This is a genomic window from Fusibacter sp. A1 (assembly GCF_004125825.1).
In the GTDB taxonomy this organism is placed as follows: Bacteria; Bacillota; Clostridia; order Peptostreptococcales; family Acidaminobacteraceae; genus QQWI01.
Map to the genome: position 1 here is coordinate 86,573 of NZ_QQWI01000003.1, position 19,001 is coordinate 105,573.

Annotated in this window: 20 protein-coding genes and 2 riboswitches; of the genes, 1 reads left to right on the forward strand and 19 read right to left on the reverse strand. The window is 43.7% G+C overall.

The genetic code is table 11. From position 1 onward, the window contains the following. Positions 1-8 precede the first annotated feature (8 nt). The 8 genes from DWB64_RS04415 to DWB64_RS04450 all read right to left on the reverse strand — a co-directional run bounded on the left by DWB64_RS04415 (position 9) and on the right by DWB64_RS04450 (position 8,266). Positions 9-1,262, reverse strand: coding sequence for a chloride channel protein (locus DWB64_RS04415; RefSeq protein WP_129486990.1), 1,254 nt, complete (start codon positions 1,260-1,262; stop codon positions 9-11). A gap of 12 nt (positions 1,263-1,274) precedes the next feature. After that, entirely contained in the window at positions 1,275-2,249 is a 975-nt protein-coding gene (locus DWB64_RS04420) for an LCP family protein (RefSeq protein ID WP_129486991.1), read from the reverse strand. Positions 2,250-2,327: 78 nt separating this feature from the next. After that, complete coding sequence (gene lspA / locus DWB64_RS04425; protein ID WP_129486992.1) at positions 2,328-2,774, reverse strand: signal peptidase II; 447 nt, start codon at positions 2,772-2,774, stop codon at positions 2,328-2,330. A 9-nt stretch (positions 2,775-2,783) separates the two neighbouring features. Beyond that, a complete protein-coding gene (gene cls / locus DWB64_RS04430; RefSeq protein ID WP_129486993.1) occupies positions 2,784-4,334 on the reverse strand; it encodes a cardiolipin synthase in 1,551 nt (516 codons plus the stop codon). Between the two features lie 8 nt (positions 4,335-4,342). After that, positions 4,343-4,972 (reverse strand): tRNA (guanosine(46)-N7)-methyltransferase TrmB, encoded by a 630-nt coding sequence (trmB, locus tag DWB64_RS04435; protein WP_129486994.1) that lies wholly within the window; start codon positions 4,970-4,972, stop codon positions 4,343-4,345. 114 nt (positions 4,973-5,086) lie between these two features. Further along, entirely contained in the window at positions 5,087-5,719 is a 633-nt protein-coding gene (pyrE, locus tag DWB64_RS04440; protein WP_243118946.1) for an orotate phosphoribosyltransferase, read from the reverse strand. After that, positions 5,720-7,291 carry a putative glycoside hydrolase gene (locus DWB64_RS04445; RefSeq protein WP_129486995.1) on the reverse strand — a complete coding sequence of 524 codons (1,572 nt, stop codon included), beginning with the start codon at positions 7,289-7,291 and terminating at the stop codon, positions 5,720-5,722. It abuts the gene before it with no gap. A 72-nt stretch (positions 7,292-7,363) separates the two neighbouring features. Then, on the reverse strand, positions 7,364-8,266 hold the full coding sequence (locus DWB64_RS04450) for a nitroreductase family protein (protein ID WP_129486996.1): 903 nt from the start codon (positions 8,264-8,266) through the stop codon (positions 7,364-7,366). Between the two features lie 168 nt (positions 8,267-8,434). Between DWB64_RS04450 and DWB64_RS04455 the strand changes: the two genes are divergently transcribed. Continuing rightward, on the forward strand, positions 8,435-9,820 hold the full coding sequence (locus DWB64_RS04455; RefSeq protein ID WP_129486997.1) for an MBL fold metallo-hydrolase: 1,386 nt from the start codon (positions 8,435-8,437) through the stop codon (positions 9,818-9,820). A gap of 66 nt (positions 9,821-9,886) precedes the next feature. On the opposite strand, the gene DWB64_RS04460 is transcribed toward DWB64_RS04455, so the two are convergent. The 11 genes from DWB64_RS04460 to DWB64_RS04510 all read right to left on the reverse strand — a co-directional run bounded on the left by DWB64_RS04460 (position 9,887) and on the right by DWB64_RS04510 (position 18,955). Further along, the gene (locus DWB64_RS04460) at positions 9,887-10,267 is read right to left on the reverse strand and encodes a response regulator (protein WP_129486998.1); all 381 of its coding nucleotides are present in this window, start codon (positions 10,265-10,267) and stop codon (positions 9,887-9,889) included. A gap of 17 nt (positions 10,268-10,284) precedes the next feature. Further along, positions 10,285-10,992 carry a chemotaxis protein CheX gene (locus DWB64_RS04465; RefSeq protein ID WP_129486999.1) on the reverse strand — a complete coding sequence of 236 codons (708 nt, stop codon included), beginning with the start codon at positions 10,990-10,992 and terminating at the stop codon, positions 10,285-10,287. Positions 10,993-11,122: 130 nt separating this feature from the next. After that, entirely contained in the window at positions 11,123-11,713 is a 591-nt protein-coding gene (locus DWB64_RS04470) for an ECF transporter S component (protein WP_129487000.1), read from the reverse strand. Between the two features lie 101 nt (positions 11,714-11,814). Continuing rightward, positions 11,815-11,929: riboswitch (FMN riboswitch) on the reverse strand. 56 nt (positions 11,930-11,985) lie between these two features. Next, positions 11,986-12,489, reverse strand: a complete 504-nt coding sequence (gene tpx / locus DWB64_RS04475) for a thiol peroxidase (RefSeq protein ID WP_206736645.1) — start codon at positions 12,487-12,489, stop codon at positions 11,986-11,988. A 190-nt stretch (positions 12,490-12,679) separates the two neighbouring features. Next, positions 12,680-13,222: an energy-coupled thiamine transporter ThiT gene (thiT, locus tag DWB64_RS04480; RefSeq protein WP_129487001.1), complete on the reverse strand. Its 543-nt coding sequence runs from the start codon at positions 13,220-13,222 to the stop codon at positions 12,680-12,682. Between the two features lie 52 nt (positions 13,223-13,274). Next, a riboswitch (TPP riboswitch) is annotated at positions 13,275-13,369 on the reverse strand. Positions 13,370-13,731: 362 nt separating this feature from the next. Then, entirely contained in the window at positions 13,732-15,360 is a 1,629-nt protein-coding gene (gene groL / locus DWB64_RS04485; protein ID WP_129487002.1) for a chaperonin GroEL, read from the reverse strand. A gap of 13 nt (positions 15,361-15,373) precedes the next feature. Then, entirely contained in the window at positions 15,374-15,643 is a 270-nt protein-coding gene (locus DWB64_RS04490; protein WP_129487003.1) for a co-chaperone GroES, read from the reverse strand. Between the two features lie 106 nt (positions 15,644-15,749). After that, positions 15,750-16,097, reverse strand: a complete 348-nt coding sequence (locus DWB64_RS04495) for a metalloregulator ArsR/SmtB family transcription factor (RefSeq protein WP_129487004.1) — start codon at positions 16,095-16,097, stop codon at positions 15,750-15,752. Positions 16,098-16,112: 15 nt separating this feature from the next. After that, a complete protein-coding gene (locus DWB64_RS04500) occupies positions 16,113-17,330 on the reverse strand; it encodes an EAL and HDOD domain-containing protein (RefSeq protein WP_129487005.1) in 1,218 nt (405 codons plus the stop codon). A gap of 90 nt (positions 17,331-17,420) precedes the next feature. Beyond that, positions 17,421-18,098, reverse strand: a complete 678-nt coding sequence (locus DWB64_RS04505; RefSeq protein ID WP_129487006.1) for a DUF554 domain-containing protein — start codon at positions 18,096-18,098, stop codon at positions 17,421-17,423. 8 nt (positions 18,099-18,106) lie between these two features. After that, complete coding sequence (locus DWB64_RS04510; RefSeq protein WP_129487007.1) at positions 18,107-18,955, reverse strand: DNA glycosylase; 849 nt, start codon at positions 18,953-18,955, stop codon at positions 18,107-18,109. Positions 18,956-19,001: the final 46 nt, after the last annotated feature.

Genomic DNA, 19,001 nt, shown 5'->3' on the forward strand with positions numbered 1-19,001 from the left:
TTTTTTTATTACTTGAGCATATATACGTTTTCTTTCACAAGAAAATCAGAAACAAAGTGACCGATAAGCGCGACAGTCAGAATAGGAACGATCAGCTCGATACGCCCTGTCAGTTCAAGTGCTAAAACGATCGCGGCAAGCGGAGCGTGAGAAAAACCGCTTAACATCCCCACAATCGAGAACATCATCACATGGGGCAGTGTAAACAGCTCCAGACCCATCATCAGCATCACCCTGTGGATAATCACAGAAAAAATCAAACCTATCAACAGACCCGGGGTGAAGTTACCCCCACAGATTCCCGATCCAAGTTGTACGCTAGTCAATAAGAACCTTAAGACTAAAAATAGCAAAAGTGAACCTAGCGTGAACATCCCGCCGTTCGAAGTGACCAGCAGATCCAACCTGGTGTATAGGGTCTGCGGCACCAAAAGGGCTACGATCCCTGTAAATACACCTGCAAGCAGCAGCTGTTGGTTGCTTGAGAGCTTACTTTGCATGAGTGCGGAGACCGCTTTTAATCCAACCACATAAAAGGCAGCCAGGAATCCCATGAAGATTGCAATGACAATCACCATAAGCCATCCCGCCATTCCAACAGTTTCTATCTTTGCTACATCAGGAAATGCGATAAATGAATAGTTTCCGTAAATCAACTTATCAAGGCTCACCGCTACCACGCTCGATAAAAGGATCGGCACGATATAGTCAAAATACCGCCTTGCGAAAATCACTTCGACGACAATCAACGTTGCAAATAGCGGAGCATGCATCACTGCCGACAGCGCTCCTGCCACACCACAACCGATCAGCAGTCTGACGACTTCCCTTGGCAGCTTCAGATAGTGACCTAAATTTGAGCCGATGGCACCGCCTATATGTACTGTCGGTCCAAACTGACCGACTGCAAAACCGGTACCTAAGGCAACGATGGCATTCAAAATCTTTACAAAAACCTTGTTGGGTATCATCAGCCTTCTATCGATGGTATCGAGTTCATGTTTGACCGCTGTGACGCCAAAGCGTGTGTCTTTTTTTAACAGCACGTTGTGGGTGAACATGAATAAGAAGACGCTCGCCATGGGAATCATAAATCTAAGAAGGGCCTGTTTTTGATAAAGTCCGCTAAAATAACCGTTCATCATACTCACCAGATAATGGAACACAATGGAAAGCACGCCTGCGATGACTCCAATAAAAAAAGCGTACGCAACCATTTGAACGCGAAATCTTCTCGAAGTCACTTGATCATCTGAATGCATACGCCCCTCCTGTTATTCGCTGTCCACACCTCTGCGGTAGACAGCTATCAGTAATTCTTCTGTATCCTCTGCATCATGAATATAATAGCTCAACTTATTGAACATCACCTCACCCGGCAACATCGAAGCATAGATATCCGTTGAAGGATTAAATCCTACGACCGTCGTCGAGTAATAAAGCATATCTTGAAGCGGCATGTCCGTATACACGTAATTGAAAGCCGTTTCAATGACTTTGATCAATTTGAATTGAGATAAGGATTTTGTAATGACCGCTTTGACAAAACCGACCTGCCTCTGTGTCCTGTCAAGATCCGAACCTTCTTCACCGTTGTTTTTTCTCCATCTTAGGTACTCAACCGCTTTTTCACCTTTGAGCACTTGCTTGCCTTTTTGAATGTTTATATGCAGCGGTGGTTCAGCAGTCGGATCATCGTATACCAAATCTTTGTGTACATCGATTTCGACCCCACCGATGGTATCGACAATGTCAGCGACACCGTTATAATCGAGTGTCACAAAATGATGGATCGGTATCCCAAGTAGTTTGGACACTTGTGTTTTCATACCGTTGGAGCCACCGTCGACTTTGCCGTAACCGAACACGGAATTGATTTTATGCTGACCTGGCTTATCATAGCCGGGCACCTCGTTATAGGTATCTCTTGGCACTGTGATGATATCTAAAAGCTGATAATCCGGATCATATGAGGCTACCATGATCGTATCCGCTCTACCACCATCCGTACCTAGGATCACTACGTTTATCCTGTTAGAATACTCAACAAGATCTTCAAGCATTGTCAGATCAGCCAAATTCACATCTATGGGCTTCTCTTTTCCTTGAGGGCTCTGATCGGTGATATTGGGAACTTCAACAATCGACACTTGCCGTTTCATATGATTCAGATACGCATATAATCCCGATCCGAACAAAAGGGATGTGACTACAAGTGATAATAGAAAGACTTTAAAATAAAACTTCATGATTCGCTCCAGACTTAAAAATTGTGGTTTTTTTACTCTATAATTCTACCATAGCGACTGCGCTATTTTTCCAATGACTTATTTTTTTAATATAATTGAAAGCGCGAACAGGGCACATCCTACTACGATGAACATGTCCGCAACATTAAAAATAGCAAAATTAATAAATCTGGCATCCAGGAAATCCACCACAAAATCGATTCGCGCCCTGTCGATCAGATTGCCTATTCCGCCTCCAAGCATCATGGCAAAGGCGACCTTCGACATCACTTCGTCAGGACTTTGCGACCATTTCACCAAGTACACAAACATGATCGCCATGGCAATCGCTGTGACGATGACTAAGAACGACTGTTTATTCGATAAGATACTAAACGCAGCACCTGTATTTTCTGTGTATGTCAGATGAAAGACATCTTTGATGATCGGTAGGCTACCTATGGGTTTTACATAACTGACCACCAACCATTTTGTCAGCTGGTCAAGAATTACTGCAAGAATGATAATCGCTGTATATAAAAGCATGTTCTTCTCCTATTGAAGTGGGGACGCAATTCTACCGACTGCTTCAAGCAACCTATGCCACCACGGTCTCTTTGCGTGTTCTTCTAACGTTAACATATGTGACATTGTTATGTCATCAAGAAAATCTTCAGAAAGTCGTAGGATTTGCTCTTTGTCATATAAAAACGCGTTGATTTCAAAATTGATCTCTAAACTTCTGATATCCAGATTCGCGGTTCCTACCGTAGCGACGCTTTCATCGATGATCATCGTCTTTGAATGAACAAAGCCTTTTTCATACAGATAAATCGCCACTCCCGATTTAAGCAACTTTTCAATATTGGCCTTCCCCGCCCAGTAAACTAGAAAATGATCCGGCGTCGATGGAATAAGAATCCTTACGTCAAGACCCGACAATGCAGCGGTGATCAAACCTTCCATAATACTTTCTTCAGGGACAAGATAAGGCGTCGTGATCCATATCCTGCTTTCAGCTGTGGCAATCATCGTAAAGTAAGCCTGAAGCATGACTTCCCAGTCCGCGTCAGGTCCGCTCGCGGCAATCTGCACTAGGGAATGGTTGGTCACAGTCGTCTTGACTGAATAATCCTCATACATCAGCAGTTGCCTGCTGACAAAGGTCCAGTCCATCAGAAAGCAGTGCTGAAGTCCGTTGACGGCTTCGCCATGAATCCGTAGATGGGTATCTCTCCAAAAGCCTAAGTACTTATGCTTGCCGATATACTCATCACCAAGATTCATTCCTCCGACATATCCGTATTTTCCGTCGATCACGGTTATTTTTCTATGGTTCCTGTAATTCATCTCACGGCCGAATAAAGGCAGAATGAGGGGTAGGAACTCATAGCACTGAACTCCGGCCGCCTTTAAGCTGTTGATGTATTTGTTACCTAGCTTCCAGCACCCTACACTATCGTAGATCAGTCTAACTTCGACACCCGCAAGTGACCTTTCTATCAGCGCCTCCCTGATCATGTTGCCTATTTCATCATTTCTGATGATAAAATATTCCAAGTGGATATGATGCTTAGCACTCGAGATATCTTTTATCAGCTGGCTGAAAAAGGACGCTCCGTCAGAATAAATATCAATTTCATTCTCCAAAAAGAAAGGAGCTTTCGAATTGTTGAGCAGTAGATTCACAAGTCGCGAGTTCACAAGGCTATCATTGAAGTGATCCACAATATGGACCAGTCCGGACTGAACATCCGCACGCCTTGCCATATAGTCCTTTGTAAACTCAAGCTTAGACTGTGACAACCTTCGTTTTCTAAAGCTTCTTCCAAAAATCAGATAAGAAGCAAACCCCACAACGGGAAAAGCGATGAGTACGATCAACCACGAGATGATCTTATAGGGATTTCGGTTATCAAGAAAAATGAAAATTCCTATTCCCAGTACATAAAACGAGAAAAAAGCCTTGATCACAACTGCCAAGTCGGACCAATGGAGAAAATTGAAGATATGCCATTTTTGAAGCACACTTACCACCAGGAAACTGAGGATGGATAGCATCAGGATAATAGCAAAGTTGATTGCCCGTTTTAAAAGTCGTCCCATAGAACCCCCTAGAATTTCGCAATAATTCTATGAATCTTAAACCCTCTCTTAGCAAATCTTCTTTCGTATTCCGTCATGACATTGCTTTCGTCGTTAAGCGCGTGTAAGTCATCGGTATGTTCAACCACATCCAAATGCTCATTTAGGCTCTCAAGAGAAAACTCATATAGCGCTTTGTTGTCCGTTTTAAAAATCAACTTTCCATCTTGCGCGATGATGTCCTTGTAAACATCTAAAAATCTGAAGTGAGTGAGTCGCCTTTTCGCATGTCTTGCTTTCGGCCATGGATCGCTGAAGTTGAGAAAAATCCCGTCCACTTTCAACTCACCAAACCATTCTTTCATTTCAAGGGCATTGCCTCTAATGAATTTTATGTTCGTTACGTCTTTTTTAATCGCCTTCTCCACAGCAGTTAAAAGAACTTCTTCTCTTAATTCAACACCGATGAACTTGGCTTCGGGATGCCGTTTTGCCATCTCAGTTAAAAAACCACCTCTACCTGTTCCAATTTCAAGATAGACCTTTTCACCTGCTATGAACTCCTTAAGTTTATCATTTAATTCACTATTTGCATCAAGCGCATAGTCCACATTTGACATGTAGGCTTCAAACGCACCTGGAATTTTTCTTAATCTCATCAGTATTCCTCCTAGCTTTCTTTGCGATTATACCACATTTGTCGAGTTTTTTTTATAACTTACGTAAAAAAGCCAGTCTCAAGCACTAGACTTGGACTGGCTCTGGCTATTTTACTATTTTGTGAAAATTCTTGGATTTTCGCTCCACGCCTTAAGCGCCTCGAAATCCGCTTCTTTGATATAGCCTTCCTCTTTTGCGATAGGAAGCAGTGTCTTATAATCAGTCAGACTGAACTGTTTGATTCCCGCATCGGCAAACTTTTTTTCTACCTCAGGGAAATTGTAGGTAAAGATAGCACCGCAAGCCAGTACATCCGCACCCGCCTCTATTAACGCATCCACAGCTTTTAACGAACTGCCGCCTGTAGAAAAGAGATCTTCTACAAGGAAGACACGTTGTCCGACTTCCAACTTACCTTCGATTTGATTTCCTTTGCCATGTTCCTTCGCAGTGGATCTGACATAGACCATCGGCTTGTTCAGGATATCCGCGACCCAAGCAGCATGAGGTATACCCGCAGTTGCTGTTCCGGCAATGATATCCACTTCACCGAACTCCTCAGTGATACGGTCGGCAAACCCTTGTGCGATTAGCCTTCTAACTTCAGGATAACTCATCGTTAGGCGGTTATCGCAGTAAATCGGCGATTTGATTCCTGATGCCCATGTGAATAGGTCATCGGTTCCCACAAGGCTTACAGCCTTAATTTCCAAAAGTTTTTTGGCGATTTGTTCTCTCAGTAACATTTAATCCTCCTGTTCAGCTCTTAGAGCATCTTCTGAATAGACGTTTCCTGGATTCCATAACATGTACTCGTAGACACCGTTGTCTTCAAGCGCTTGAATCTGTGCCTTTACTTCATCAGCCCGGTAAGGAATATATCCCTTGACCCAGCGTGCGGTAAAATCTTGAATCCAAGGTCTCAATTTCGCAGGTGTTTCAAGGTTCGCATTACGCATGATCGCATCCTTTATCGAAGCGTCAATTGTCGCATACGGTTGCGCATCAGGCACAGCGAGTCCAAAATTATTAGGTCCATAATGTGAAGGATACATCATCGGAGCGATATAGTCAACCACATTGGTGACAGATTCCCAGTGCTGTCCGATGCCGACATCATTGATCGAAGTAGCCGCCCAACCGAAAACATCGGCTGTTATGTAGACTTCTTTCTTCGATAGACGCTCATAGGCGTAGGACAAGAATTTATGTATCGCTTCGGTTTTCGATTCGTCAAGATCGTTCTGAAAATCAAGATTCTTATCTAATTTCGCGCCCGTCGCAGGGAATCTGACGTAGTCGAACTGAATTTCATCGAAGCCTACATCCGCAGCTTCTTCGCAAATTCCGATCACATACTCCCACAAGTCCCTGTCGTATGCGGTTGACCACGAAATCTTGTCCCTGTCCGAATATAGCGCCCCGCTGTTCAGGTAGTGAAGCGCCCTATCAGGATAAGTCCTCGCATATTGTGGCGACTTGAAGGTTACAATACGGGCAATCAGGTAGATGTCATTTTCCTTAAGCTTTTGAATAAAAGGCGCAATCTCTTTGATCGCGATCTTGTCATTCATCTGCGGTAAATATTTCTCAGCGGATTCTGAATGGAACAGCAGGTATCCGTCGTCGTTTTTAACATCGATGACAAACGCGTTGATTTCAGTTTCATTGGCCAGTTTGATCAGATCATCAAGTCTTCCGTTGTCGTTTCGAGCGGTTGCTTGAGTCAGATACACCGCTTTTACTTCAACCGGTGGATTCTTCTCATATGTTGTCTTTTCAAAAGCGGAATAGTCTACCCCGTCGTAACTCATCTTGATCTGTTCCTGCCTGGTCTTGAAGAGTCGAGCGGCGTTTACGAATCCTTCAACCGCTTCCCCGTCAATTGCTTCTATTTGATAGGCTACGACTTCACCGGCTTCATTCAAGATACTTCCCTTCACCCAAACCGAAGTCTGGTGATCCAGCACCATACCAGACTCGACCGTCATCGCCTCATCCGAGTAAACATAAGTCAAATCCTTTGAGTAGTAAGTCTTTTCGGCGATTTCCAAGAGCTTCGCCGCTTTTTCCTCTTCTAGTCTTTTTGCTTCCTCAGCCAGTCTTTTTTCTTCGGCAGCAGCAGCCTCTTCGGCTTCCTTTTTAAGTCTTTCTTCTTCAAGACGTGCAGCTTCAGCTTCAGCGGACTTGTCCTGATCACTTTGAGTCACTTGCTGGCTCTCGTCGGTTTGACCTGATGCCCCTTCAGCCGCAACGTTTGTCGCGCACCCAGTAAGCAGAAGGACCGATATCATCATCACAATCATTAATTTTTTCATAAATTCCTCATATCATCCAATTTAGCTAAGTTCATTTAAAAGTGCCTCGCCAGCGAAGCGAAGCACTATTCTTTACATAAACGTATACGTTCCTGCAAGTAGATAATTCTCAGGAATACTATATTTGTTTTCTACTGATTCAAAATGCCATTTGCCTGGATACCCTTCGCCGTGCATCGCCACTTCGAAGTAAAGCATCGCGATACCCGCTTCTAAAAGTGCCATCCTGTCATCTTCAAAGCCGTCCTCTCTAGAAATAGCTAGGACAAATTGGTCGCGGTCGATAATAAAGCGCCACGGTTGTCTGTTCACAGAAGATGGTGCAAGACGCATATAGAAGAATACCGACGCATATCCGAGTTCTTCCAATTTTTCGACTGTGGCATTCTCACCCCAGGTCTTCATGTAGACGATATCTTCAATCGACATGCGACCGCTGACTGGATTGTTCAGGTACTCCGAATCAATATGCGGATACCCCAGTTGCTTTAGCGCCGATAAACCTGAATCCGCGTTTCCATAGATGTTTCCTATGCGGCTTTCATGTTTCGCATAACCGATTGCAATGATTCCAACCGCTTGTTCTCCCGATGGTAATTCTATGTATTCACCGATCATGTCCTCTGCGTTATTAGCACTTACCCAGCAAGTGGCGATTTCTTCTTTAGTCAGGTTCAGAACCAGCCATTCCCCTGCGTAGCCGCAAGCCTTCAAATTGTGCACCGATTCATTTGAACTAATCACAATATAATGAGGTGCTTGAATCATCACTCCATGATAGCCGGCATGTCCATCCATCGAAGAATAGAACTTTTGCCCCTCTTTTACAAATGTCATCTTAACGTTGACACCCTCCACTACCTGTGGGATTTCTTTTAGCAAGGAGTTGAGCGTATCAACATCTTTTGTCTCTAATGCTTTTTCTTTATACTCTCTAACCGAACGTCTTTTTTCAATTACCTTTAACATTTTCATTATATTAGTCCCCTTTCAACCGAATTCGTACCACTTTAAGTATAGCCTAATCGCACGCTAAATTCAGCAACAAATCATCAACAAAAGAGAAAATATTAATGTTTGCATGAGCCATATTCACTTTGGGTATACAGTAGTTAACAAAAGTCACAGACTAAGGAGCTCACTATGAAACTATTCTTCCACGGCGCAGCTGGTTGTGTCACCGGCTCAAACTACAGACTGGTCACAGAAAAGCAGACATTGGTTATCGATTGCGGTTTATTTCAAGGCAGCGTAACCGAAGAAAAACTCAATTACAACCCCTTTGATTACGACCCCGCCACCATCGACAACATGATTCTGACCCACGCCCATATCGACCACTCCGGCCGAATACCAAAGCTTGTAAAAGACGGATTTCACGGAAAAATCTACTGCTCCAAAGGCACCAAGGATCTCGCGGAGATACTCCTGCTGGACGCAGCAAAGATTCAAGAAGCCGACACGGAATGGGAAAACAAAAAAAGAAAACGCGCAGGCCTTGAACCTGTCGAACCGCTCTATCATACCGACGACGCCTACAACGCCCTCTCCTATTTTTACCCGATACCCGAAGGAGAACCCGTCACCATCGATGGCGGCTTAACTTTGGAGCTGACACCGACAGGACATCTTCTGGGTGCTTGCTCTGCCACCTTGACCGTCGAAGGAAAGAGAATCACCTTTTCAGGTGATCTGGGAACTGCCAATCCGATTCTGCTACCGGCACCAAAATCGATGCCGCCCACAGACATCGCAATATGTGAAACAACTTACGGCAACAGGATCCACCCACCAAGCGAAAAAAGGATCGCAGATCTGATAGAAGCGCTGACTGATACGCTCTCCCATGGCGGAACAGCGATCATCCCAGCATTTTCAGTAGGTCGAACCCAGCAAATTCTATATGATATCTATTCGCACATGAAAAACAATCCGAATTCGGAGATTGCCAAGTATCCGATTTATGTGGACAGTCCGCTTGCGATCGATGCCACTCAAATCTATTTGCATCATATGGATGAACTAAAAAAAGAAGTGAAGCTTAATTTAATGAAAAACCAATCGCCCTTCGCACCCGATAATCTGACCATTGTCCACGACATGAAAAAATCGATGGCGCTAAACAGCGATGTCACACCCAAACTCATCATTTCCGCCAGTGGCATGTGTGATGCCGGAAGAATTAGACACCACTTGAAGCATTACCTTTGGAAACCTAATACGGCCATCATATTTGTCGGGTACCAGGCCGAAGGTTCTGTAGGCAGGGCCATACTCGAGGGAGAACCTCAGATTGATCTGCTTGATGAGGTAGTCGCCATAAAGGCGAGAATCTACAAGTTGAGTGGTTATTCGGGTCATGGCGACCAGACCGACCTGATCAATTGGTTGAAGTCCACGCCTAAACTTGAGCACATCATTCTCACCCACGGCGAGACCGATGCGATCGAAGCGATGAGAGAACTGGTCTCACCGTTCGCAGAGCGAATCGACACCCCGCAAATCGGCGATGAAGTCGAACTTACATGAAAACAAAAACAAAAAAAATCGCGAAAGCGATTTTTTTATTTGCCTATTCAGCAGAAAGATACTCATTCAGAATCCTTCACCTTGACTGAAGTCCATGACGACATCTAAAATTTTTAGAACGGTATTTTCGTTAAACGGCTTAATGATATAGTGTTTAGCCCCACACTCGAGCGCTTCAAAGACCTGGTTCTTTTCATCAATCGCGCTGATCATGATAATCTTCGCATCGTGATATTTGTTTACGATATTCTTCACTGCTTCTATACCCGACATGATCGGCATGGAAATATCCATCGTCACCATATCAGGTTGCGATTTTGCATATAGCTCCACCGCTTCCACACCGTTTTTAGCTTCTTCAACCACGTCATGTCCAGCGCCAATTAAAATTCTTTTAAGCGTTTTTCTGATTACAGCTGAATCGTCAGCAATTAATATTCTGGCCATTTGTTTCCCCCTAATGTCTAGTAATTTATACCGATCAATTTGATATGAGTGCTTACTGATCCACATTCCGACTGCTTCACAGGTAAGTCTGAGATCACGCGCGCCCCGTCGATGGCTTGAATCAAAAGCGGGGTTCCCAATTTCACCTGATTTTGTTCATTGAAGTATTTTAACGACTGTCCCATCACGATATTGATGAGTTCTGAAACGCTTGCTTTGAGCAAAACCTCTTTTTCACTTTCTGGTATGGGTTCATAGAGGATTCTGTCCATAATCCTTACCGCCATTTCCTCACTTATGCTCAAGATTGCTACCCGAATAGCGTCGCTCCATGTAATCAGCAGGACATTATACTGATTGAGAATCAATTCTGTTGTTTCTTTATAGGCACCGAGCGTAAATTTCTCACACCCGAACTCATCTCTAATTATTTGACTCGCCTGCTCGGTCAACAAACTGAAGCAGTCGTGACCGCCGGATGCCGCATTTTGGCCCTCAACCTTTAAAATCGCATCATGGGCATCATGATAAAAATCTATTCTCTGGTCAGTACCTGCAATATCGATATCCGAAAAATCGAGTTCATGGAATTTCACCATTTGGGCATCCGCCGGTCTATGATTGAACCGTTTGACCAATTGCATATCACTTCGAAATCGTTTTGAACTGGAAAATGCCACATATGAAGCATCACAGTAATTTTCGACCCGTAACATAACTGGCATACTTGCCTCCCAAATCATTTTCTGCCTGATACTATGGTAATTATTATACCTCATTTAAACAATTTATAACACGTTTTTCCATTTTAATCAAAAAAACAGACGAAGCGAGCTTCGTCTGTTCAAGGTTAATTTATTTTTGCTTGTTTAAGAATCCGGATACTCTCTTATAGACCAAAAGTGTGACAACAGATACGATTGAACCCTTTATTAGGTTGAACGGCGCTATCGCAAAGATGAGGAATGTCAGCTTGTTTGTAACCAGTGGATTCATGAAGTTTGTAGCATCTACGACCATCTCCATCGTAAAGCCCATCATCGCAGCATAAAAAGGTAGAAGAATGAAGTAATTCGCCAAGACGCCAATGACTACCATCGAAATCACACCCGTGATCAGACCCATAATCGCACCTTTTTTATTTTTTTGCTTTGCGTAGACAAGCGCGGCAGGATAGACAAACGCACTACCTACTATGAAGTTTGCCAGCTCTCCGACTCCAGAAGTCTGAGACAGAGGAAGGTGTAACAGATTCTTGATAAGCTGTATCACCACACCTGCAATCGGACCAAGGGCGAACCCTCCGATCACTGCGACAATGTCACTGAAATCGAATTTTAGAAACGATGAAAAGACAGGTGGCGTCTCTAGAAACATCACTACAAAAGCGATGGCACTGAGAATTGCGATTTTTACCAGTTTGTTAAGATTTACATTCCTATTCATTGTTAACCCTCCAAAGATTATCTAATAATTGCGATATAACAATTCTCGGGACAAAAAAACCCTGATTCATCAGAATCAGGGCGTGGTCTTATCACTTAATTAAAGTTCTTCTCCCATCCAGACTATAACTGTCGGCTCTGGAATCTAACCAGATCAACCTTTCGGCTCGCGGGCTTTACCGCCGGTGGGGACTCGCACCCCGCCCTGAAGAAATTGCTATGCTATTGACATCAGATTAACAATGTTTGAGCGCTTTGTCAACAGGAGAATTATTAGATCAGTGCTTGAATCGCCTCAAGCGCCTTATCATAATCAGGATGATTAGTCACTTCATTTACATATTCAACATATTTGATCGTGTTGTCCCTATCCACGACAACCACACCGCGTGACAGCAATTTGAACTCTTCGATCATGAATCCATACTTTGAACCGAAATCACGGTTCTGGTAATCGGATACCACATCGATGTTCTCCACACCTTCAGCAGCGCAGAAACGCTTTTGTGCGAATGGCAGGTCGACTGTGATCGTCACGATTTGAACATCTTCCTTCAACTTACCCGCTTCCTCATTGAAGCGCTGAGTTTGAAGTGAGCAAACGCCCGTATCAATTGATGGCGCGACGCTGATCACCTTTACTTTATTATCTGTTTTAGAGTAAAAGTCAAAAGGAGATAAGTCTTGAGCCGTCGCTGTGAAGTTAGGAGCCTTTTGTCCAACCGCAGCCGCTTGTTTCACTGTAACAGTATTGCCGCCAAAAGTAATATTCATCATAATTCATTTCCTCCGCTTGGTTTATTAGTTAGGTTGATTCTTAATTGATAATGATTCTCTATGAGAATATAATACCTTTTTCTAAAGGGAATAGCAAGAGCAAATATAATAAATTATTGTAACGAAGTGGCTTCTAACGAAAAGCGCCGTGTAGGAAGGTCTACACGGCGTACATTTGAAATAGTACAGATTATGCCTGAAGCAGCATCTCACGTTTGATCGATTTTGCAAGCACCACGATAACTACAAACGAGATTAAGGCTTCAACACCCATGTATCCACCGTTGTATGTCATGGAGTAAATCCACGGATTTATACCTTCTGGAGCGTATTCTGCGAAGAAGACGGCACCAGAAACGACGTGTGCTGCAAATCTTGCGACCATCGCCAAGATGATTCCTGAAAAAGCTCCTGTGATCTTCACTTCTTTGGAAGTAGCAAACAGACCAGCTAGTCCAAGAACAGCAAAAGCTATCGGATAATCAAGCAGTGCTTGCACAGGAGTCGCTATATAACCACCCAAGGCGAGTTGAAGCAGACCGAACACTCCACCTGCCAAGAATCCAGGGCCGATACCCCAACGAAATGCGAAAATCAGAATAGGTATCATACTACCTGCTGTAACCGAACCACCTTGCGGCATCTCAAACACCTTCACAAGGTTTAGCACATAGGCAAGTCCAATCATGATCCCCGCCTCGACAAGCATACGTGTGTAATTTCTTGATCTCATAACTAGTATTCCTCCTCAAAAATATAAAAAACTGCTACAAAAAATATGCACCAGGATATCAGTCTCACTTCCCTACGCCAGTACTAACTGGATCAGGTTTGAAGGGTTGCTATTGCTCTCAGCCCGAAGGCACCCCTAGTGCAAATATTTACTTAACTACAACTTAACACGGTTTTGTGAAGTTGTCAACTAGTTGGGAGTCGTTCTCAGGTGAGTGTAAAGGGGATGAAAACAAAATGCAATATAATGCAATGAAATACCCTTCGGGTGTGATATATCGCTTTGCGATGTAAATAGTCGCTATACAACCATGATATAATATCCTTTCATATGCACTGGGCATATATCATACCGAAGGTATTTCATGTGTTTGCACATTTCACCCGGCCGTAGGACGGATATCATTGATGTAAATAAAAAAGAGGCCCATGGCCTCTTTCTTCACCTCTTCGGTACCTACAATACAAGCTCCCTTGCCGGTGGGGCGGTTCGAACAAAGTACGATCGAACTACATCATCCCCATGCCGCCCGGCATTCCGCCTGGCATTCCTGCTGGTGATTCTTCTTCTATGTCAGCGACTGCTGCTTCTGTTGTCAAGAACATCGCTGCAATAGATGCCGCGTTTTGTAGCGCGGACCTTGTCACTTTCGTCGGGTCGACGATTCCAGCTTCTTTCATGTTGACATACACGTTGTTGAGCGCGTCAAATCCGATACCGATCTCAGAGTTAAGTACTTTATCCACTATCACAGAACCTTCAAGACCTGCATTGTGTGCGATCTGTCTCACAGGTTCTTCTAGCGCTCGTCTGATGATAATCGCGCCTGTCTTTTCATCACCCATCAGTGTTTCGATCAGCGCTTCGACTTTGGCTACCGTATTGATATAAGCCGTTCCGCCACCTGGCACGATTCCTTCTTCAACAGCTGCACGAGTCGCGTTTAAGGCGTCTTCTATTCTAAGTTTCTTTTCTTTCATTTCAACTTCAGTCGCAGCACCTACTCTGACAACCGCTACACCACCTGAAAGCTTAGCCAGGCGTTCTTGTAGTTTTTCCCTATCGAAGTCTGAAGTTGCAGCCTCAATTTGAATTTTTATCTGTCTCACACGCTCCTGGATGACATCGTGGGCACCTTCACCGTTAACGATCGTCGTGCTGTCCTTATCGACTTTCACAAGGTGCGCGCGACCTAACATGTCTACTGTCGCTTCCTTTAGGTCATATCCAAGCTCAGTCGAAATCACTTGACCGCCTGTGACAATGGCGATATCTTCAAGCATCGCTTTTCTTCTGTCGCCAAATCCTGGTGCCTTGACGGCAACCACATCGAATGTACCGCGCAGCTTGTTCACTACGAGTGTCGCTAGCGCCTCGCCTTCGATATCTTCAGCGATGATCAGCAGTTTTCTGCCCTCTTGAACGATTTTCTCAAGGATCGGAAGTATCTCTTGGATGCTTGTGATTTTCTTATCTGTGATTAAAATATATGGTGATTCCAAAGAGGCAACCATTTTTTCATGGTCACTAGCCATGTAAGATGAAATATATCCTCTATCAAATTGCATACCCTCAACCACTTCAAGGTCAGTAGTCATGGTCTTTGATTCTTCAACAGTGATAACGCCTTCTGTTCCCACTTTTTCCATCGCTTCAGCAATCAGCTCTCCAATTTCTGAATCGGCAGCTGAAATGGAAGCGACATCGGCGATCGCCGATTTAGTGTCCACAGTCGCTGAGATATTCTTAATCTCCTCTACTGCCACCTTCACCGCTTTTTCAATGCCTTTTCTAAGAATCATAGGATTAGCGCCTGCAGCCACGTTTTTCAGGCCCTCGCGTACAATCGCCTGTGCAAGCAATGTCGCAGTTGTCGTACCGTCACCGGCGACATCGTTTGTTTTAGTAGCTACTTCTTTAACCAGCTGCGCGCCCATGTTTTCAAACTTATCTTCAAGTTCGATTTCTCTTGCGATCGTCACGCCGTCATTTGTGATAAGGGGCGATCCGAATTTTTTTTCAAGTATAACGTTTCTGCCCTTTGGTCCAAGTGTTACTTTTACTGTGTTCGCTAATTTATCAACGCCGATTTCCAGTCTTTTTCGCGCGTCTTCACTAAATAAAATTTCTTTTGCCATGTCAAAAACCTCCCTATTCTACAATTGCCAATATGTTTTCAACATCAATTACTGTATACGTATCGTTACCGATTTTCACATCAGATCCCGAGTATTGTTTAAAGATCACACGGTCACCGACACTTAATGGAAACTCAGCATCAGTATTAAGCGGTATTTCAACTACTTCGGCAATTTGTGGTTGTTCTTTTGCCTGTCCAGGTAAAACAATCCCGCTAGCTGTCTTTTCTTCTGCTTCAACGCGTTTGATTACTACTCTTTCTCCTAATGGTCTAATTTTCATGATGACCCTCCTTGTTTGATTTTAGCACTCTATAAAGACGAGTGCTAACTATACCAATATAAACTAAAAAAGGGATGATTTCAACCCCTTTTAATGCAATCATCATTCATCCATGCGTCACATGATGTCTTCCAGTATCAAAAACTGAAAAAACATGTTCATCATCGAGCGAATAATAAACTACTTTCCCTTCTTTCCTGTATTTCACCAACTTTTCCTGCTTTAAGATTCTCAGTTGATGTGAAATTGCCGATTGAGACATATCCAGTAGATTTGCCAAATCACAAACACATAATTCCTGTTCCTTTAATACACTGATAATCCTCAACCTGTTATAGTCGCCAAAGGCTTTAAAAAAGCTAGCTAGTCCCAGGTACTCGTCATTATCCAGCATATGCTTTCTCGCGGACTCGACCTTTTCAGGATGAATCACATCGCAATCACATATTTTCATTGAAGTTCCTTTCTGCTAATAGGTGTCCAATATCTCCTCTACCCACTGCATCGACTCAAAATAGACAGTTGGCAGTGATTGCTCGCTGAATGAGAGTTCATTGCAAAACTGATACATGCCAGTCCAGTCCGTCTGTTCATAACTTTTGACAAGTCCAAGCATATGACCTAGTTTGTTGATGTTCCCCTTTAAGGCACTGATGATGATATCGTCAAGCGGCAACTCGCTTAGCACATCGTCAAGCGACCTGTTCGTCATAATATCGATCAGCGATAAGAGACCAGTTAAAAAGGATTCATCGGCAAGCGACTTCAGACCAAGATGCTCAGCGAGCTTCTCCATCATTTTCCCTCGGATAAGGACCGTCCTGACCAGCTCGTCCGGCTTGTCCGCACTTACTTCTTGAAGCATCAGAAGCATCACCCATTTATTAAGCTCTTTGAGCCCCAGCATCACAAGCGCCTGACTGATCGTTTGAATTTTCGCGCTTCTGTAGAACGCCGCCGAATTGATGAGTTTTAACAACTTAAACGACAAGGACACATCGGATTCCACAACCTTCGACAACTTTTCATAATCAGGCGATTCGCTTGAAAGTTCCTGCATCAGCCTAAGGTATGAAGTCGAGATGGTCTTGATATCCGTCGTCTTTATCAGATCCGGTTTTGCAAAAAAGTAACCCTGAAAATAATGATAGCCTAGTCTTACCGCTTCGCGGTAATCGGTCATCGTCTCAACCTTTTCTGCCAGTAGTTTTACCGAGAACTGCTTGAGTCTCTCTGTCAGGACCAACCTATCCATAGGCGAGGTCATCATAAAATCTACTTTTACAATATCCGCATACTTCATGAGCGGCTCTGTGGGTCCATCAAGAACCATGTCGTCAAGAGCGATTGTATATCCCATCAGCTTGAATTTGATAATGGCATCAATCAGCTTATCAGTGACCGGCACATCTTCAAGCACTTCAACGACAAGCTTATCCTTATCGAAAAGAAGCGGAATTTCTTCAAGGATCAACTGATCGGTGAAGTTGATGAATGCCATTTTATTTGCAACAAGCTTTGAAAAATCAGTAACCATCATCGATTGGGTGATCACTTTCGACGTAGCCTGATTGCCATCAAAAAAAACACTGGTATTGAAACGGTCATCGCTTCTATATAACAATTCATAAGCAAATACATTAAGTTTTGTATCAAAAATAGGTTGTCTAGCTAAAAACTGTTCCATATTCCACCACCAGATCTATCGCTATCAATCATCAGTCATTTAACATCTATCCCATCCTATACCCAAAACCATGAGTTAAAATAAAATTTATCAGTTTAAAGTCAAAGAAAAGACCACAGCCATTGCGATGGCAGGCAAAAGATTTCCAACTCTGATTTTCATAATACCCAGCATGTTGATTCCAATCGCTATAATCAGCACACTTCCGACGGTTGAAATATCTGCGATAAGCACTTCGGTTAAAAACGGTTTCAAAAATCCCGCTCCGATGATGATACTACCTTGATAAAGGAGAACAGGAATCGCTGAGAAGGCTACTCCGATACCAAGAGTGCTCCCTAACAGGACACTGATCACGCCATCGATCAACCCCTTGGCGACAAGTACGCTGTGATCGTTATAAAGTCCGCTGTTCAAACTTCCTACAATCGCCATGGATCCAACACAAAAGAGTAGCGTCGCAGAGACAAAACCGCCAACAAAGCCATCCGACTTGATCGCAAATGTATCTTTGATCCATTGCGAAAAATTAGTCAGCCTATCCTCAATGCGCATCCATTCACCAAGAAGGGCTCCGCTTGCTAGCGACATCAGCATGATCAGCGGATTTGTCACCTTCAGCGCGCCCTGAAATCCGATAATCAGCACCCCAAGAGCCATGGCCTGAAGGATAAGGGTTTCAAAGCGCTCACTCACACGCCCTTTTAAGGCGATTCCCAAGCTTCCCCCTATGAGAATCGCAGCCGCATTTACAATATCACCAAACATGAAGTCACCTACTTCCTTTCAAGCTTTATGCTTCGCTCATAATAAAACATGTATTGTTGTACCAGGCCTCTTGCGACAGGAAACTTTCTTTCCAGCGCAAGCCTGATTTCTTTATCTCCACCTGCATCGATTCCCCATTTGTCCTTGGCAGCTTTTTTTATCCATGTATCTACAGGGAAAACTTCCCATCGGCCATAACCGAAAAGCGCGATACAGTCTGCCACCTTGCGGCCTACACCTTTTAGAAGCATCAGTTCTTTTACAAGCGCCTCGGTATCAAGCTCACACCAGTTTCGCCACTCTTTTGAAGCTGACAAATACTCGATGGTTTGTACAAAATAGGGCGCGCGGTAACCTACCCCCATCGCTCTAAAGTCACCTTCAGTAAGGTGTGTCACCTCTTCCACTGTCGGAAAAGCATAAACTTCCTCACCTTCCACAGTCCCAATGAGCCGTCCTGAGCAGATAGAAAGCTTATCAACAAAGTTACGGATTCTTGGAATATGATTGTTCGCGGACATGATGAAGGTCATGATCATCTCAAAGGGATCTTGCCTAAGTAGCCGTATGCCCCTGCCAAACTCGATTGAAGTTTTAAGGGTGGACTCCCGCTCAAGAATCGCATCGTTCGCGTCCTTATAAGACCTTTGCCCGTCCAGATAGGTGATCCAGTCCACCGGTTCTCCGATCATATTTTCTATCTGTACCGTACACTCATCAATCTGTACCATCTCACATAATCCATTCAAATGAACCACAAGAAACCTATTTTCTGCAAGCTCTTTCCACCGAAAGGATTGGCCGCTTTCATGAATTTTTTTTAAGTCGATTATGTCGCCAGTAAATCTAATCATCATGTCACCTCATAGATAAAAGTATACCTCAAGTACCTAAGGGTGTGAA

Coding starts and splice junctions, on each gene's coding strand:
- DWB64_RS04445 (WP_129486995.1), bottom strand. CDS start 7,291: ATGAAAAAATTAATGATTGTGATGATGATATCGGTCCTTCTGCTTACT.
- DWB64_RS04460 (WP_129486998.1), bottom strand. CDS start 10,267: ATGGCCAGAATATTAATTGCTGACGATTCAGCTGTAATCAGAAAAACG.
- DWB64_RS04470 (WP_129487000.1), bottom strand. CDS start 11,713: ATGAATAGGAATGTAAATCTTAACAAACTGGTAAAAATCGCAATTCTC.
- cls (WP_129486993.1), bottom strand. CDS start 4,334: ATGGGACGACTTTTAAAACGGGCAATCAACTTTGCTATTATCCTGATG.
- DWB64_RS04420 (WP_129486991.1), bottom strand. CDS start 2,249: ATGAAGTTTTATTTTAAAGTCTTTCTATTATCACTTGTAGTCACATCC.
- DWB64_RS04495 (WP_129487004.1), bottom strand. CDS start 16,097: ATGAAAATATGTGATTGCGATGTGATTCATCCTGAAAAGGTCGAGTCC.
- DWB64_RS04415 (WP_129486990.1), bottom strand. CDS start 1,262: ATGCATTCAGATGATCAAGTGACTTCGAGAAGATTTCGCGTTCAAATG.
- trmB (WP_129486994.1), bottom strand. CDS start 4,972: ATGAGATTAAGAAAAATTCCAGGTGCGTTTGAAGCCTACATGTCAAAT.
- DWB64_RS04450 (WP_129486996.1), bottom strand. CDS start 8,266: ATGAAAATGTTAAAGGTAATTGAAAAAAGACGTTCGGTTAGAGAGTAT.
- DWB64_RS04465 (WP_129486999.1), bottom strand. CDS start 10,992: ATGCCAGTTATGTTACGGGTCGAAAATTACTGTGATGCTTCATATGTG.
- DWB64_RS04510 (WP_129487007.1), bottom strand. CDS start 18,955: ATGATGATTAGATTTACTGGCGACATAATCGACTTAAAAAAAATTCAT.
- tpx (WP_206736645.1), bottom strand. CDS start 12,489: ATGATGAATATTACTTTTGGCGGCAATACTGTTACAGTGAAACAAGCG.
- DWB64_RS04505 (WP_129487006.1), bottom strand. CDS start 18,098: ATGTTTGGTGATATTGTAAATGCGGCTGCGATTCTCATAGGGGGAAGC.
- pyrE (WP_243118946.1), bottom strand. CDS start 5,719: ATGTTACTGAGAGAACAAATCGCCAAAAAACTTTTGGAAATTAAGGCT.
- DWB64_RS04500 (WP_129487005.1), bottom strand. CDS start 17,330: ATGGAACAGTTTTTAGCTAGACAACCTATTTTTGATACAAAACTTAAT.
- groL (WP_129487002.1), bottom strand. CDS start 15,360: ATGGCAAAAGAAATTTTATTTAGTGAAGACGCGCGAAAAAGACTGGAA.
- DWB64_RS04490 (WP_129487003.1), bottom strand. CDS start 15,643: ATGAAAATTAGACCATTAGGAGAAAGAGTAGTAATCAAACGCGTTGAA.
- thiT (WP_129487001.1), bottom strand. CDS start 13,222: ATGAGATCAAGAAATTACACACGTATGCTTGTCGAGGCGGGGATCATG.
- lspA (WP_129486992.1), bottom strand. CDS start 2,774: ATGCTTTTATATACAGCGATTATCATTCTTGCAGTAATTCTTGACCAG.
- DWB64_RS04455 (WP_129486997.1), top strand. CDS start 8,435: ATGAAACTATTCTTCCACGGCGCAGCTGGTTGTGTCACCGGCTCAAAC.